The 12,804-nt window shown below is 72.4% G+C and carries 11 protein-coding genes; 7 read left to right on the forward strand and 4 right to left on the reverse strand.

What is annotated here, in order from left to right; all coding sequences use genetic code 11:
* Positions 1–60: 60 nt before the first annotated feature.
* The 5 genes from H4W80_RS17140 to H4W80_RS17160 are packed head-to-tail and all read left to right on the forward strand — an operon-like array spanning position 61 to position 4,946.
* Positions 61–1,584, forward strand: coding sequence for an ABC transporter substrate-binding protein (locus tag H4W80_RS17140; RefSeq protein WP_192786009.1), 1,524 nt, complete (start codon positions 61–63; stop codon positions 1,582–1,584).
* Positions 1,584–2,549 (forward strand): ABC transporter permease, encoded by a 966-nt coding sequence (locus H4W80_RS17145; protein WP_185077285.1) that lies wholly within the window; start codon positions 1,584–1,586, stop codon positions 2,547–2,549. Before H4W80_RS17140 ends, H4W80_RS17145 begins: the two co-directional genes overlap by 1 nt.
* Complete coding sequence (locus H4W80_RS17150; RefSeq protein ID WP_192786010.1) at positions 2,546–3,361, forward strand: ABC transporter permease; 816 nt, start codon at positions 2,546–2,548, stop codon at positions 3,359–3,361. Before H4W80_RS17145 ends, H4W80_RS17150 begins: the two co-directional genes overlap by 4 nt.
* Positions 3,358–4,149: an ATP-binding cassette domain-containing protein gene (locus tag H4W80_RS17155; protein ID WP_192786011.1), complete on the forward strand. Its 792-nt coding sequence runs from the start codon at positions 3,358–3,360 to the stop codon at positions 4,147–4,149. The genes H4W80_RS17150 and H4W80_RS17155 overlap by 4 nt, the downstream gene beginning before the upstream one ends.
* Positions 4,146–4,946: an ABC transporter ATP-binding protein gene (locus H4W80_RS17160; RefSeq protein ID WP_192786012.1), complete on the forward strand. Its 801-nt coding sequence runs from the start codon at positions 4,146–4,148 to the stop codon at positions 4,944–4,946. The genes H4W80_RS17155 and H4W80_RS17160 overlap by 4 nt, the downstream gene beginning before the upstream one ends.
* Positions 4,947–4,968: 22 nt before the next feature.
* Here the strand turns inward: H4W80_RS17160 and H4W80_RS17165 are convergent, their stop codons facing one another.
* Entirely contained in the window at positions 4,969–5,835 is an 867-nt protein-coding gene (locus tag H4W80_RS17165) for an NmrA family NAD(P)-binding protein (protein WP_192786013.1), read from the reverse strand.
* Positions 5,836–5,912: 77 nt separating this feature from the next.
* Here H4W80_RS17165 and H4W80_RS17170 point away from each other — a divergent pair, with 77 nt between their 5' ends.
* The gene (locus H4W80_RS17170) at positions 5,913–6,476 is read left to right on the forward strand and encodes a TetR/AcrR family transcriptional regulator (protein ID WP_192786014.1); all 564 of its coding nucleotides are present in this window, start codon (positions 5,913–5,915) and stop codon (positions 6,474–6,476) included.
* 174 nt (positions 6,477–6,650) lie between these two features.
* On the opposite strand, the gene H4W80_RS17175 is transcribed toward H4W80_RS17170, so the two are convergent.
* On the reverse strand, positions 6,651–7,703 hold the full coding sequence (locus H4W80_RS17175; protein ID WP_192786015.1) for a TerC/Alx family metal homeostasis membrane protein: 1,053 nt from the start codon (positions 7,701–7,703) through the stop codon (positions 6,651–6,653).
* Positions 7,704–7,877: 174 nt separating this feature from the next.
* On the reverse strand, positions 7,878–9,551 hold the full coding sequence (locus H4W80_RS17180; protein WP_318786911.1) for a serine/threonine-protein kinase: 1,674 nt from the start codon (positions 9,549–9,551) through the stop codon (positions 7,878–7,880).
* A 52-nt stretch (positions 9,552–9,603) separates the two neighbouring features.
* Between H4W80_RS17180 and H4W80_RS17185 the strand changes: the two genes are divergently transcribed.
* Positions 9,604–10,962 carry a cytochrome P450 gene (locus H4W80_RS17185; protein WP_192786017.1) on the forward strand — a complete coding sequence of 453 codons (1,359 nt, stop codon included), beginning with the start codon at positions 9,604–9,606 and terminating at the stop codon, positions 10,960–10,962.
* 90 nt (positions 10,963–11,052) lie between these two features.
* On the opposite strand, the gene H4W80_RS17190 is transcribed toward H4W80_RS17185, so the two are convergent.
* The gene (locus H4W80_RS17190; RefSeq protein WP_192793558.1) at positions 11,053–12,798 is read right to left on the reverse strand and encodes an acetyl/propionyl/methylcrotonyl-CoA carboxylase subunit alpha; all 1,746 of its coding nucleotides are present in this window, start codon (positions 12,796–12,798) and stop codon (positions 11,053–11,055) included.
* Between the last annotated feature and the right edge of the window lie 6 nt (positions 12,799–12,804).

Consider the following 12,804-nt stretch of genomic DNA (forward strand, 5'->3'; position numbering starts at 1 on the left):
GCGGACCAACACGATATAGTCGCCTAAACCTACACATTTAGTGCGTATTACTCAGGAGTTATGGTGACCAGCAAGTTCGCCGGCGTCGTGGCCGCACTCGCCCTCGCCCTCGCCGCGTGCGGCTCCGGCCCGGGGAACGGGACCGGCGGCGCGGGCGCGAGCGGCGCACCGGCCACGCCCGACGCCGGAGCCGTGATCGAGATCGGCTCCCTGTACGAGCCGCAGAACCTCGACAACACGGCGGGCGGCGGCCAGGGCGTGACCGAGGCGTTCAACGGCAACGTCTACGAGGGCCTGTTCAGGCTCACCGACGACGGCAAGGTCGAGCCGCTGCTGGCCGAGAGCCACGAGGTCTCCCCCGACGGCCTCACCTACACGTTCAAGCTGCGCAAGGGCGTGACGTTCCACTCGGGCAAGGCGCTGACCTCCGCCGACGTGAAGGCCAGCATCGAAAGGGTCATCGCCGACGGCTCCCAGTCGGCCCGCAAGAGCAGCCTCAAGGCGATCAAGTCGGTCGAGGCCCCCGACGACGCCACCGTCGTGGTCAAGCTGTCGAGCCGGTCGATCTCCCTCGTGTACAACCTCTCGTACGTGTGGATCGTGAACTCCGCCGCCGAAGACCTGGCCACGGGCGAGGACGGCACGGGGCCGTACAAGCTGGGGGCCTGGAAGCGCGGCTCCACGCTCAGCCTGGAGCGCTTCCCCGGCTACTGGGGCGCCCGGCCCGCCAACAACGGCGTGGTCTTCCACTACTTCACCGACGCCGCCGCGCTCAACAACGCGCTGCTGACGAACGCCGTAGACGTCGTCACCAGCGAGCAGAGCCCCGACGCGCTGGCGCAGTTCACCGGCAACCCGGACTACAAGGTCAGCGAGGGCCACTCCACGACCAAGCTGCTGCTCGCCTTCAACGACCGCAAGGCCCCGTTCGACAAGCCGCTCGTGCGCAAGGCCGTCTCCTCGGCGATCGACGACGCCAAGCTGCTGGAGTCCGTCTGGGCCGGTCACGGCAGCGTGATCGGCTCGATGGTGCCGCCCACCGACCCGTGGTACGAGGACCTGACCAAGGTGAACCCGTACGACGTGGAGCTGGCCAAGCGGCAGCTCGCCGAGGCCGGCTACCCCAAGGGCTTCCGCTTCACCCTCGACACGCCCAACTACGACCCGCACCCGACGGCCGCCACGTTCATCAAGAGCGAGCTGGCCAAGGTGGGCATCACGGTCGACGTCAACGTCATCACCGCCGACCAGTGGTACTCGAAGGTCTACAAGGACCGCGACTTCGCCGCCACGCTGCAGGAGCACGTCAACGACCGCGACGTGGTCTGGTACGGCGACCCGGACTTCTACTGGGGCTACGACAACAAGCAGGTCACGCAGTGGGTCGAGGAGGCCGAGCAGGCCCGCACCGAGCAGGAGCAGACCGAGCTGCTGAAGAAGGCCAACCGGCAGATCGCCGAGGACGCCGCGAGCGACTGGATCTACCTCTACCCGCAGATCGTCGTGGCCTCCTCGAAGCTGTCCGGCTACCCGGTCAACGGCCTGAACTCGCAGTTCTACGCTTACGGGATCAAGAAGGGCTGATGGCTCGTTACCTGCTGCGCCGTACGGCGTTCCTGCTCGGGTCATTGCTGCTGGCGGCCTCGGCGCTGTTCGTGCTGCTGCGGCTGCTGCCCGGCGACCCCGCGAACGCGCTGCTGCCGGTCGGTGCCACGCCCGAGCAGATCGCGGCGGCGCGCCGGCAGATCGGCTCGGACCTGCCGCTGCCGGAGCAGTTCGGGGCGTGGCTGGGTGGGCTGGCCCGCCTGGATCTGGGGACGTCGCTGGTCAGCAGGCTGCCGGTCGGCGCGGAGATCGCCGAGCGGCTGGTGGTCACGGTGCCGTTGACGCTGCTGGCGTTCGCGCTGGCGGTGGTGGTGGCGCTGCCGGTGGGGTTCCTGGCGGCGTGGCGGGCCGAGCGCTGGTACGGGCCGCTGCTGAACGGGCTCGCCCAGCTGGGCATCGCGGTGCCGGTGTTCTGGATCGGGATGCTGCTGGTGACGGTCTTCGCGCTGCGGCTGCGGGTGCTGCCGGCGGGCGGGTTCCCGCGTGACGACTGGGCCGATCCGGCGCGGGCGCTGACGTCGCTGGCGCTGCCCGTCGTGACGATCGCGGTCGTCATGTCGGCCTCGCTCATCCGGTACGTTCGCGCGGCCACGGTGGACGTGCTGGGCAGCGACTACCTGCGGACCGCGCGGGCCCTGGGCTCGTCGTTCGGAGGCGCGATGTGGCGGCACGGGCTGCGCAACGCGTCCGTGCCGGTCATCGCGATCCTCGGCATCGAGCTGGCCACGACGTTCCTGGGAGCGGTGGTGGTGGAGAGCGTGTTCGCGCTGCCCGGGCTCGGGACGCTGCTGGTCGAGGGCATCGCGGAGCACGACTATCCGGTCATCCAGGGCGTGCTGGCGGTCAGCACGTTCGCGGTGCTGGTGATCGGGTTCGCCGCCGACGTCGTGCAGCGGCTGGTCGATCCGCGCCTGCGCGCGCACGTGAGCGGGGGGCGGCCATGAGCGGTGCCCCCCGGCCGGTGCGCGGACGGCGCTCGCTCCTGATCGGATGCGTGCTGGTGGGGGCGATCCTCGCGGTCGCCGTCGTGTCGCTGCTCTGGCTGCCGTACGATCCGTCGGACACCTCCGGCGGGCGCCTGTCGCCGCCGGGCGGCGCGCACCTGCTGGGCACCGACAAGCTGGGCCGTGACCTGCTCACCCAGCTCATGGTGGGCGCCCGCATCGCGCTGACCGTGGGAGCCGGGTCCGTGCTGCTGGGCGGCGTGCTGGGGGTGGCCGCCGGGCTGGTCGCCGGGTTCGCGACCCGGTGGCTGGACGACGTGCTGTCGGCCGGGCTCGACCTCCTCATCGCCTTCCCCACGCTGCTGCTGGCCATGCTGGTGGCGGCGGTGCGCGAGGCGTCGCTCGGGTCGGCCGTGCTGGCGATCGGGCTGGCCATGTCCGCCGTCGTGGCGCGGCTGACGAGGGTGCTGGTCAAGCGGGTGCTCGCGCAGGACTACATCACGGCCTCGCGTACGTCCGGCGCCTCGTGGCCACGGGTGATCGTCGAGCACGTGCTGCCGAACATCTGGCCGACCCTGCTCGTCAACCTGGCACTCCAGCTCGGCCTGGCCGTGCTGGCCGAGGCGTCGCTGTCGTACCTGGGACTGGGCCCGCCCCCGCCGAACGCCTCGTGGGGCCGCCTCCTGCAGGAGGCCCAGGCCACCGTGCTGACCGCGCCGACCGGGGCCGTAGCGCCCGGCGTGCTGCTCGTCGTCCTCGTGGTCGGCGTGAACCTGCTCGCCGACGGCCTGCGCGACAGGAGGGCCCGATGACGCCGCTGGAAGTCGAGGACCTGTCGGTACGGCGGGCGAACGGGCACGAGCTGCTGCGCGGCCTGTCGTTCACGCTCGCGTCCGGCGAGCGGCTCGGCCTGGTCGGCGAGTCGGGCTCGGGCAAGTCGCTGACCGCGCTGGCCGTCATGGGCCTGCTGCCCGCGGGCATGACCGCGCACGGCAGCGTGCTGCTGGGCGGGACGCAGGTCGTCGGGGCCCCGTCCCGGCGGCTGGACGGCGTGCGCGGGCGCGCCGCGAGCGTCGTCTTCCAGGAGCCGCTGGCCGCGCTCGACCCGCTGATGCGGGTGGGCCGGCAGGTGGCCGGGCCGATCCGGCGGCGGCGCGGCCTGCGCGGCCGTCCCCTGCGCGCCGCCGTCATGGCGGCGCTGTCGGAGGTACGGCTGCCGGAGCGGGTCGCCTCGGCCTACCCGCACGAGATCTCCGGCGGCCAGCGGCAGCGGGTGGCCATCGCGATGGCGCTGGCCTGCGAGCCGGACCTGCTGATCGCCGACGAGCCGACCACGGCGCTGGACGTGACCGTGCAGGCGGAGGTGCTGGCGCTGCTGGACCGACTGGTGGCGGGGCGGGGCATGGCCCTGCTGCTCATCGGGCACGACCTGGCCGTCGTCGCGGACGTGGCCGACCGGGTCGTGGTGCTCAAGGACGGCTCCATGGTGGAGTCGGGAAGGACACGTGACATCGTGCGCGAGCCGCGCCACGCGTACACGCGCTCGCTGGTGGACAGCGCCTGGGCGCTGGAGGCCGAGCTGGACCGGCTGGCCCCATGAGCGTTCCCGTGCTGGCGGCCCACGACGTGGGGTTCGCGTACCGGGGCGGGACGCCCGTGCTCGAAGGCGTGTCGGTCGCCGTGACGGCGGGGCGCAACCTGGCACTGGTCGGCGAGTCCGGGGCGGGCAAGACGACCCTGCTGCGGCTGCTGCTCGGGCTGGCCAGGCCGACCTCCGGGCAGGTCCGCTTCGAGGGCGCCGAGCTGTCGCCGCGGGACCGGTCGTTCAGGCGCGCCGTCCAGCCGGTGTTCCAGGATCCGTACTCGTCGCTGGACCCGCGCCAGCGGGTGGACAGGATCGTCTCCGAGCCGCTGCGCGCCATGGGCCTGCTCGCCCCCGGTTCCCGGGCGGCCCGGCGGCGGGAGGCGGCCGAGCGGGTGGCCGGGGCGCTGGAGTCGGTCGGGCTGCCCGCGGACGCGGCGCGCCGCTACCCGCACGAGTTCTCCGGCGGCCAGCGGCAGCGCCTCGCGATCGCCAGGGCCGTGGTGTGCGGGCCACGCGTCCTGCTCGCCGACGAGCCGGTCAGCGCGCTCGATGTGTCGACCAGGGTGCGGGTGGTCGAGCTGCTGGCCGAGCTGGGCGAGAGCCGGGGGCTGACCGTGGTGGTGGTCTCGCACGATCTGAGCGTGGTCGCCGCGCTCTGCCGGGAGACGGCCGTCATCGAACGCGGCCGCGTCGTGGAGCAGGGGCCGACGGCGAGCGTGCTCGGCTCGCCCGAGCACCCGTACACGCGCAGGCTCATCGAGAGCGTGCCGCGCCTCAGCCGCGCCGCCCGGGTCCAGCCCCCGGCATCCTGACGGGCCGCACCGGTCCGGCCGTTCAGCCGGCGCGCAGTGCCTCCGCGTTGGCCGCGAGGAACTCTCCGAACGTCCGGGGCTCACGACGCGTCAGGTCCCTGACCGCGGTCGTCGTGGCGGCCATCGAGCCGCTCGCCACCTGCCGGGAGAGCTCGGCCAGGTCGTCGGCGAACCGCGCGGGCAGTCCCTGGGCGCGCAGCCCGGCGGCCAGCTCGTCCGGGGACAGCTCGGCGTGCTCGACGGTCCGGCCCAGTGCGGCGGAGAGCTCCTGCGCGATCTCGGCGCAGGTGAGCGCCTGGGGGCCGGTGAGCTCGTAGGTCTCGCCCAGACCGCCGGACCCGGTGAGCAGCGCGGCGGCGCAGGCGGCGATGTCATGGCAGTCGATGTACGACACCGGCGCGCCCCCGTAAACGTCGAGGAGCTTGCCGTCGGCGGTGAAGCCCGCCGTCCCGGTGACGAAGTTCTGCATGAATCCGCCGGGCCGCAGCATCGACCAGCCGAGCCCCGACGCCTTGAGGTACTCCTCGATCTCCCAGTGCGCGCCCTGGGCCAGGCGGCCGCCCCGGTGGGCGCCCGAGACCGACACCTTCACCACTCGCGACACCCCGGCGGCCCGCGCCGCGTCAATGGCCGCCTTCTGCTGGCGGACCATCGGCTGCTCGCCGTCCACCGGCTGGGCGCCGCCGGCGTTGAGGAAGAGCCGGTCGACGCCCTCCATGGCAGGAACGAGCGAGCCGGGGTCGTCGAAGTCCCCCACCACGACGTCGCAGCCCAGGGCCCGCGCCTTGCCCTCGTCGCGGACGAGGGCCTTGAACGCCACTCCCTTCTCCTGGAACAGCCGCACGAGGTGCGTGCCGATGGATCCGGTGGCTCCGGTAACCAAGATCATGACAAGCCTTCCGCTAAACTGAGGCAACCTCGACTAAGCGTATATCGAGGCAGCCTCGGATTACTAGGGAAGCCCGTATGACCACGACCCGACGGCCCCGTGCCGACGCCCGACGCAACTACGAGCGCCTGCTCGCCGAGGCCGACGCCGCCTTCAGGGAGCAGGGCGTGGAGTCCAGCCTGGAGGGCGTCGCGCGGCGTGCCGGGGTGGCCATCGGCACGCTCTACGGCCACTTCCCCAGCCGCCGCGCCCTGATCGGCGCGCTGCTCAGGGATCGCAACGCGGCCCTGTTCGAGCTCGGCGAGCGGCTCCTGACCGGCCCGGCGCCGGACGCGCTCGCCGCCTGGGTCCGCGCGGCCACGGCGCACGCCGCCACCTACCGCGGCCTGGCCGCGTTGATCGCCGGCGGTCTGGACGACGAGGCGTCGGAGCTGCACGCCTCCTGCGTGCGCATGGCCGAGATCGGCGAGCTGCTCGTCGCGCGGGGGCGCGAATCGGGCGCCCTGCGGGCCGACGCGAGCGGCGCGGACGTGACCGCCCTCACGTCCGCCGCCGCCTGGCTTCACGAGCAGGTGTCCCCCGCCGCCGCCGACCGCCACATCACCGTCACCCTGGACGGCCTGGCCGCCGCCTCCCCCTGACGGCCAGGTCCGCGCGACCCTGGACGACCTTGCCGCCTCCCCCTGACGGCCGGGCCCGCGCAACCCCGGACGGCCTGGCCGCCTCCCCCTGACGGCCAGGTCCGCGCAGCCCCGGACGGCCTCGCTACTTCTCCCCGACGGCCGGGTCCGCGCGGTCCCGCGCGGTCGTCGATCTCACGGGTCGAGCTGGTCGTGCTGCAGGGCCTTGGGGCGTTCGGCGTCGTCGCCGGGCTCGGGCGCCGAGCCGTCGCGCCGGCCGGCGTACAGGCTGGTGAGCGTGACGGTGATCAGGACCCCGACGATGACGCCGAGGGAGGCGAGGGTGGGGATCTCGGGCACCCACGCCCAGATGCCGTGCGCCCAGTGCAGGACCAGCTTGACGCCGATGAAGGCCAGGATGACGGCCAGGCCGTGGTTGAGGTGCCGCAGCTTGGCCAGGGCGTCCCGCAGCACGAAGTACAGCGCCCGCAGGCCCAGCAGCGCGAAGGCGTTGGTGGCGAAGACGAGGAACGGGTCCTCGGTCACCCCGTAGACGGCGGGCACCGAGTCGACGGCGAAGACGATGTCGGTGGCGAACACCGCCACCGTGGCCAGGGCCAGCGGGGTGATCGCCAGGCGGCCGTGCTCGCGCACCGTCAGGCGGAAGCCGCGGTAGTCAGGGGTGACCGGGACGAACCGGCGCAGCAGCCGGACGCTGCGCATGGAGGAGACGTCGACGTGCTGCTCCTCCCCCTTCAGCGCCTCCTTGAGCACCTTGCCCGCGGTGACGATCAGGACCGCCCCGAACAGCAGGAACGCCCACGTGCCGCTCTGCAGCGCCGCCGCGCCCAGCGCGATGAAGATCACGCGCAGTACGAGCGCCCCGACGATGCCGTACAGCAGCACCCGCTGGGTCAGCTCGTTCGGTACGGCGAAGGCCGTCAGCAGCAGCATGAACACGAACAGGTTGTCGACCGACAACGACTTCTCCACCACGTACCCGGTGAAGAACTCCACCGCCGTCCCGGTGCCGAAAGCCCCCCACAGGTACGCGCCGAAGCCCAGCGGCAGCACCAGGTAGAACGCGGACCAAGCCAGGGCCTCGCGCATGTGGACCTCGTGCGGGCGCCGGGTCAGCAGGATGTCGATCACCAGCAGCAGGACCAGGGCGGCCACGGTGACCGCCCACAGGGTGACGGACGCGATGCTGCCCTGATCGGGCGCAGCCAGAATTGTCCCCACGGACATAAAACCTCCTCGAACGTGCTCAGCCGTTCGAGGTCTCCTTCACCCGGGGGTAGCGGGCGGCCGTCCGGGGACGCATTGGTACGTCCGTACTGACCGGATCGGCACTTGGGAAGTACTCCCCTCGCAGCCCCAGAGTAGGACATATCCCGCTAAGGCTCCACTATGGTGCCCGGATCAGGTGATCGGGACGTCCTTGAACTGCCCGAGCCCCAGCAGGTCGAGGTCCGCCCTCTTCGCCGTCCACGGCACGTTGTCGAACTCCGCGACGAGGAGGAGGGACTTGGCCGGGCCGATGCTGTTGACCGAATCCCAGCTGGAGCAGATGCAGGTGCCGCCCTCCTCGATGTAGGGGCGGAGCGTCTTCGACGCGCCCTTGTAGGTCAGGCCGATGCTCGCGAGGTCGTACGAGTCCCGGCCCAGAATCGTGTACAGGTCCGCGTCTGCGCCGTCCTTGGCATCGTTTCTCACGGTCAGCTCAAGCCGGAGAAATCCGTCCACGCGGTACAGGTTGTCGATCGTGATGTGGACGGGCACCCGCCGGCTGTCCAGGTTCCGCACGGAGGTGTCCTGCTGCGCGAGCGGGGGAACGCCGCCGTCGTACGCCGCCGGGGAGTTCGCGGTGGCCGGGGAAGGTCCCCCACCGTGGGTGGCCGTCTCCCAGGGACGCCAGGCCGCGGCGACCGTGGCCCCGGTCACCAGGAGCGCGGCGGCGACCGCCACGGGGGCCTTCCAACGGCCGGCGGCCAGGGCGGGGGCCTTCCAACGGCGGACGGCCGGCGCGTCCCCGCCGCCGGCGGCCGACGCGGCCCGGCGGCGGGCGCGCGAGGCCGCCCACGAGCTGCTCACCGTGCGGACCCCGGTGTCCACCGAGACCGACTCCCGGCCGAGCAGGCGGTCGAGGAGCTGCTGCGCCGTCGGCCGCCGCGCCGGGTCCTTGTCCAGCGCCCGCTCCACCAGGGGCCTGAGCCGCTCGTCCAGGCCCGTCAGCTCGGGCGCGTAGTGCACCACCCTGAACAGCACCTCCGGCGCGCCCCCCGACCCGAACGGCGGCCGCCCGGTCGCCGCGTACGCCACCACGCCGCCCCAGGCGAACACGTCGCTCGCGGCCGTGATCAGGCCTTCGGTGGCCTGCTCCGGCGACATGTACGCGGGCGTCCCCACGATCCCGGTGGACCGGCTCGCGTCCGGCTCCACGAGCTGCGCGATGCCGAAGTCGATCACCCGCGGGCCGACGGGGCTGAGCAGGATGTTCTGCGGCTTCAGGTCGCGGTGGACGACCCCGGCCTGGTGGATGGCGGTGAGCGCGGTCGCCACGCCGACGGCCAGGGCCTCCAGGTCGGCCCCGGCCATCGCACCGCGTTCCCTGATGGCGGTGGCCAGGTCGGGGCCGTCCACGTACTCGGTGACGATGTACGCGCTCTCGCCGTCGATGCCCGCGTCCAGCACCGGCGCCGTGCAGAAGCGGGCCACGCGGCGCGCGGCCTCGACCTCCCTGGTGAACCGGCGGCGGAAGCCCGCGTCGCCGGCCGGTCCGTCACGCAGTCTTTTCAGCGCGACGAGCCGGGATCCCTGGTCCCGGGCCAGGTAGACGATCCCCATACCGCCCTGGCCCAAGGGGCGGATGATGGTGTATGGGCCTATTTGCTGGGGTTCAGGGCTCACCCAGGGATTGTGATCGTCGATGCATGACATTTGATAGCAGATCACTTGAAAAAGCCACCGGGGACCACGCAGCGTCCATGATTCAAGACAGGCCGTACACTTTCCTCTTGCCATGACGGGCGCTTTGCGTGATGCTTTCAGATCTCTTGAGCGAACCGGCCCAAAGCTCCCAGAGAGGTAGTTCATCCCCGTGACCCACGGCCCATGGGCCCAGCAGCCCGCAGAACCACTGTTGTCGATGTCCGTAGAACCGCTGCTGACCAGGGACTATGACGCGGACCCCGCCTTCGTCCACGAACGCCTGCGCAAGAGGTACGGCCCGGTCGCCCCGGTCGACGTCCTCGGCGTGCCGGTCTGGTTCGTCCTCGGCTACGAGGAGGTGCTCCGCGTCCTGCAGAACTCCGGCGGCATCTGGACCAAGAGCGTGGACAGATGGCGGATGAACGTCGAGGGCCGGATCCCCGCGGACTGGCCGCTGCTGCCCGTCTTCCAGGTCAACAACTCGGCCTTCTCGGAGGGCGCCGCGCAGCGCCGGTTGCGCAACGCGTGGACGCAGGCGCTGGCGCCGTTCCAGGACCACACCCAGCCGCAGGCCCAGCTGCTCGAACAGGCCGTCGCACAGTACGCCGACGACCTCATCGGCGTGCTCGCGGAGGGCGGCTCCACGGGGTGGGCCGACCTGGCCGCCCAGTACGCCCGGCCGCTGCCGCTGATGGTCGCCAACCGCATGCTCGGCTTCTCCGCGGCGCGCGGCGAAGAGGTCGTCATGGACATCTGGCGGATGATCGACGCCGGGCCCGACGCGGCCGCGGCGTTCGAGCGGCTGTACGCGGCCATGACGGAGCTCGCGGTCACCAAGCGGGAGCGGCCCGGCGAGGACCTGCCCTCCTACATGATCGCGGCCTGTCCGGACCTCACGCTGGACGAGCTGGCCCGCGAGCTGCTCATGCTGCCCGGACTGCTCGACTTCACCGCCAGCCTCGTCTGCAACGTCGTCGTCGAGGTCGTCTCCAACCGGGACGTGCGCGCGAGCCTGTCGGTGGGCGCGATCGACGAGACGGTCAACCGGGTCGCGCTGCTCAACCCGCCGATGGCCAACCTGACCTTCCGCTTCCCCAAGACCGACGTGAAGATGGGCAACTACACGATCGCCGCCGGCGATCCGGTGATGCTCTCCGTCGCGGGCGCCCACGCCGATCCCCGCTTCGCCGGGGCTCTCGACCACGAGGCCATCCGCAGCACGCGCGCGCACCTGGCGTGGGGCGCGGGGCCGCACAGCTGCCTGGGGCACCGGCTGGCGACCCAGATGACCACGATCGCCGTACGCCGGCTGTTCAGCCGGCTCACCAAGATCAAGCTCGCGCTCCCGGCCGACCAGCTGCCCTGGCGTCCCTCGCCCTTCATGCGCGCCCTGCGCTCCCTGCCGGTCCAGTTCGAGCTCGCCGAGGGCTACGTGCCGGCGGGTGAGCGCGCCTCCGGCGGCGCCGACGCGCCCGCGGCGCAGCCGTCCGCGGCCGGCGAGGCCCAGGCCGGGCCGGAGTCGTCCCGGACCGGCGGGCTGTGGGGCTTCCTGCGCGGCCTACGCCTCAAGCGCTGACCAGCCGGGCCTTCGCCTCAAGCGCCGACCGGCCGTGGGGCGGCGCCGGCCCGGCGTCCGGCGGCGGCATCACGCGCGGGCGGCTCGGCCTCATGCCGGGTCCTTGATCTCGCAGATCACGGTGCCGGCCGCCACCGTGGCCCCGACCTGGGCGGACATCCCGACGATGGTCCCGGCCTTGTGGGCGGTGAGCGGCTGCTCCATCTTCATGGCCTCCAGCACCACGATCGTGGCACCGGCGGTCACGTCGTCGCCGTCGGTGGCCATCACCTTGACGATGGTGCCCTGCATCGGACTGACCAGGGCGTTCCCGCTGGCGGCGGCGGCCTTGGCCGAGCCTCTCTTCTCCCGCCGGGGAGCGGCCTTGGCGGCCCGCGGCCTCGCGGTGCCGGCGGGGAGGACGACCTCCAGGCGCTTGCCCGCCACCTCGACGGTGATCCGCTCACGCTCCCCCTGCTCCGGGGCCTCGGCGGGCGTGCCGTCGTAGGGGGCGATGCGGTTGTCGAACTCGGTCTCGATCCACCTGGTGTGCACGGTGAAGGGCGCCGCGGTGAACGCCTCCTCCGCCACCACGGCCCGGTGGAACGGCAGCACGGTCGGCATGCCGTCGATCCCGAACTCCGCCAGCGCCCGGCGGGCACGCTGGAGGGCCTGCTCGCGGGTGGCGCCGGTGACGACCAGCTTGGCGATCAGCGAGTCGAAGGAGCCGGGCACGGTCTCGCCCTGCTCGTAACCGGCGTCGAGGCGGACGCCGGGGCCGGAGGGGGCGCGCCAGCCGGTGATGGTGCCGGGGGCGGGCAGGAAGTTGCGTCCGGCGTCCTCGGCGTTGATCCGGAACTCGATGGAATGGCCGCGCGGCTCGGGGTCGTCGTAGCCGAGCTCCTCCCCCGCCGCGATGCGGAACATCTCGCGCACCAGGTCGATGCCGGTGACCTCCTCGGTGACCGGGTGCTCCACCTGCAGGCGGGTGTTGACCTCCAGGAACGAGATCGTGCCGTCCTGGCCGACCAGGAACTCGCAGGTCCCGGCGCCGACGTAGCCGGCCTCGCGCAGGATCGCCTTGGAGCTCCCGCGCAGCAGGGCCTCCTGCTCCGCAGTGAGGAACGGGGCGGGCGCCTCCTCGACGAGCTTCTGGTGGCGGCGCTGCAGCGAGCAGTCGCGGGTGGAGACCACGACCACGTTGCCGTACGCGTCGGCCAGGCACTGCGTCTCCACGTGCCGGGGCCGGTCCAGGTAGCGCTCCACGAAGCACTCGCCCCGCCCGAACGCGGTCACGGCCTCGCGCACGGCGCTGTCGTACAGGTCGGGGATCTCCTCCAGGGTGCGGGCAACCTTGAGCCCGCGCCCGCCGCCGCCGAACGCGGCCTTGATCGCGATCGGCAGACCGTGCTGCTCAGCGAAGCGCAGGACCTCGTCCACGCCGGACACCGGGTCGGGGGTCCCGGCCACCAGGGGCGCGCCGACCTTCTGGGCGATGTGCCGGGCCTGCACCTTGTCGCCGAGCGCGGTGATCGCCGCGGGCGGCGGCCCGATCCACACCAGCCCGGCGTCGATGACCGCCTGGGCGAACCCGGAGTTCTCGGCCAGGAAGCCGTACCCGGGGTGCACCGCGTCGGCGCCCGACCGCGCCGCCACCTCGATGATCTTCTCGATCGACAGGTACGTCTCCCCCGGCGTGGCGCCGCCCAGCGCGTACGCCTCGTCGGCCATCCGGACGAAGAGCGCGTCGCGGTCCTGGTCGGCGTAGACCGCCACGCAGGCGATGCCGGCGTCGCGGCAGGCCCGGACGATCCGGACGGCGATCTCGCCGCGGTTGGCGACGAGCACCTTACGCAAGGTCGT

This window comes from Nonomuraea angiospora (assembly GCF_014873145.1).
Classification (GTDB): Bacteria; Actinomycetota; Actinomycetes; order Streptosporangiales; family Streptosporangiaceae; genus Nonomuraea; species Nonomuraea angiospora.

Coding starts and splice junctions, on each gene's coding strand:
- H4W80_RS17140 (WP_192786009.1), top strand. CDS start 61: ATGGTGACCAGCAAGTTCGCCGGCGTCGTGGCCGCACTCGCCCTCGCC.
- H4W80_RS17145 (WP_185077285.1), top strand. CDS start 1,584: ATGGCTCGTTACCTGCTGCGCCGTACGGCGTTCCTGCTCGGGTCATTG.
- H4W80_RS17150 (WP_192786010.1), top strand. CDS start 2,546: ATGAGCGGTGCCCCCCGGCCGGTGCGCGGACGGCGCTCGCTCCTGATC.
- H4W80_RS17155 (WP_192786011.1), top strand. CDS start 3,358: ATGACGCCGCTGGAAGTCGAGGACCTGTCGGTACGGCGGGCGAACGGG.
- H4W80_RS17160 (WP_192786012.1), top strand. CDS start 4,146: ATGAGCGTTCCCGTGCTGGCGGCCCACGACGTGGGGTTCGCGTACCGG.
- H4W80_RS17165 (WP_192786013.1), bottom strand. CDS start 5,835: ATGATCTTGGTTACCGGAGCCACCGGATCCATCGGCACGCACCTCGTG.
- H4W80_RS17170 (WP_192786014.1), top strand. CDS start 5,913: ATGACCACGACCCGACGGCCCCGTGCCGACGCCCGACGCAACTACGAG.
- H4W80_RS17175 (WP_192786015.1), bottom strand. CDS start 7,703: ATGTCCGTGGGGACAATTCTGGCTGCGCCCGATCAGGGCAGCATCGCG.
- H4W80_RS17180 (WP_318786911.1), bottom strand. CDS start 9,551: ATGAACTACCTCTCTGGGAGCTTTGGGCCGGTTCGCTCAAGAGATCTG.
- H4W80_RS17185 (WP_192786017.1), top strand. CDS start 9,604: ATGTCCGTAGAACCGCTGCTGACCAGGGACTATGACGCGGACCCCGCC.